This window comes from Pseudoalteromonas sp. GW168-MNA-CIBAN-0100 (genome assembly GCF_040309225.1).
GTDB lineage: Bacteria > Pseudomonadota > Gammaproteobacteria > Enterobacterales > Alteromonadaceae > Pseudoalteromonas > Pseudoalteromonas arctica.
In genome coordinates, this window is sequence record NZ_JBEOOL010000063.1 from 1 (window position 1) to 1,391 (window position 1,391).

Annotated in this window: 1 protein-coding gene; it reads right to left on the reverse strand. The window is 44.0% G+C overall.

What is annotated here, in order from left to right; translation table 11 throughout:
* Positions 1-15: 15 nt before the first annotated feature.
* The gene (locus AAEY62_RS19970) at positions 16-1,341 is read right to left on the reverse strand and encodes an IS4 family transposase (RefSeq protein ID WP_197237319.1); all 1,326 of its coding nucleotides are present in this window, start codon (positions 1,339-1,341) and stop codon (positions 16-18) included.
* Positions 1,342-1,391 lie beyond the last annotated feature (50 nt).

Genomic DNA, 1,391 nt, shown 5'->3' on the forward strand with positions numbered 1-1,391 from the left:
GCTAACACCATTCAGTTAAGCATGCTTTGACTTAATGGTGTACCGAGTTTTTGAAATTCGAACGGTCCTACTTTTGGGCCGTTTTCTTTTTTCTGGAAGAATATAACGTTTCACTCGTTCTCGCATTGCCCTTAATTTCTTTGGAATTGAACCTGGCGAAGCGATGGCACACCAGAGTATTTCATCCTGTATATCCCGCAAAGCCATGACAAAACTAATTCTCAGCGGGGAGACTTTAGCCTCTTTGGCTATTCGACTTATCTCTACTCGAATTAAATTGTAGGCTAGCAATATACCCCATAGCTCTTGATTGACTCCATCCACAGTCTGACTACGCAAAAGAATACTATCCTCAAGCATCTGGTGTTTTATTTCTCCATAGCTATTTTCAATTTCCCAGCGCTCGAAATAGACATCAAGAATGGCCTGTGCACCAAAAGCCTGTTTATCATCCAAAGAGCACAGCAGACCTTTTATTTTTCCAGGCCCCATTGGCTCAGGATAAAGAACCAGTCTGGCCTGCCAGCACTCAGGAAGCGAAGGGTCTTGTTTTCTGGCATGCGCAGATACACTCATCTCTACTTTGAAGTCATGCTCAGAGTAAGATTCAATGACGGTGTATTGCGTGTTGCTTTTAATCGGGACCATCCAGTGCGACTGTGGGTGTTGCTTACGCCAATTAATCAGTAGCTCAGCGCTGAGATAACATCGGTCAAAAATAGTTAGACTGTTATCACTTACATGACCAAATAACTGCTTTGCGTAGTTCACCTCACCTTGATAACTGGGCCCGAAGGCAACGTGGTGTATCAACCGGCTACGCAAGGAGCTTAAGGCGCATAGGCGTACAATAGGATATTCTGTATGACGGTTTTTACTGTGCTTAATATAGTGAAAGTGCTCAGCAAGAGCAGGTGTATCAGGTGCACGAAATTGCGTTCCATCAACAGAAAATAACCGGAGTCCATACCACGTATCATCAGCATCTTCTTCTTGTGTCCAACGGGCTGCACATAGGTGAAATAAGGCTTGGAGGGGGTCGCTACTCAGGCGCTGTCTCGCTTGAGGAATAGCACTTGGAGCAACCGTATCGCCCAGGGTATCAGTGAGTGTTAAATCTAACTTCTCAACAACGTCACTAATAGAGCGGTCGCGAAAAAGACCCATTGCAATGATAAGCCAGACGACAAGCTCAGCAGGTAACTTACGTTTGCGAATACTTGCTTTATCGGTCTGCTCGAGCACATTAGAAATCCACTCAAGAGGGATATGTTTCTGAAATGTAGATAAAGAGTCAGGAGTGGCGAATATATCCGTATCAAGTAACCAATGACTAAGCATAAAAATACCCTCATAATCAAAAGATGATAAGGGTATTGTGAAGCAACCAA